General features: G+C 64.2%; 1 pseudogene. It reads left to right on the top strand.

Going from position 1 to position 416, the window contains the following annotated elements:
• A pseudogene (locus CDV44_RS27515) lies at positions 1–215 on the top strand (amino acid ABC transporter permease); the annotation flags it as partial.
• Positions 216–416 lie beyond the last annotated feature (201 nt).

Here is a 416-nt window from a genome sequence, read left to right as displayed (position 1 = left end):
CGCTGCGCATCATGACGCCGTCGTTCATCAATCAGTGGGTGTCACTGGTCAAGGACACTTCGCTCGCGTACATCGTCGGCGTGGCGGAACTGTCGTTCGTCGCCACGCAGGTCAATAGCCGGCTGATGGTCTATCCGGCGGAAGTGTTTGCCTTCGTCGCGCTGATCTACTTCGTGATGTGCAGCGCGCTCGAATGGCTGTGCACGAAACTGCTCGGCAAACCGCTGCGGCCGGAGGCGCAAGCTATGGAAAAGCCCCGGCGCGGCTGGCAGCGCATCACGTCGATGCGGCTGCCACGCTTGCCGGGGCTTAGGAACCACCTGAACCGCCTTGGCCGTAGTGGCCATCGCGGCGGCCCCCACGCGCCGGGAACGTTACCCGAGCGCGAGCGCCGTGTGGACTTCAGTCACGATTGG

The sequence above is a fragment of the Pandoraea sp. PE-S2R-1 genome (genome assembly GCF_002179865.1).
GTDB lineage: Bacteria > Pseudomonadota > Gammaproteobacteria > Burkholderiales > Burkholderiaceae > Pandoraea.
The sequence above is the reverse complement of the archived record's forward strand: the minus strand, read 5'-3'. Positions and strand labels throughout refer to the sequence as shown.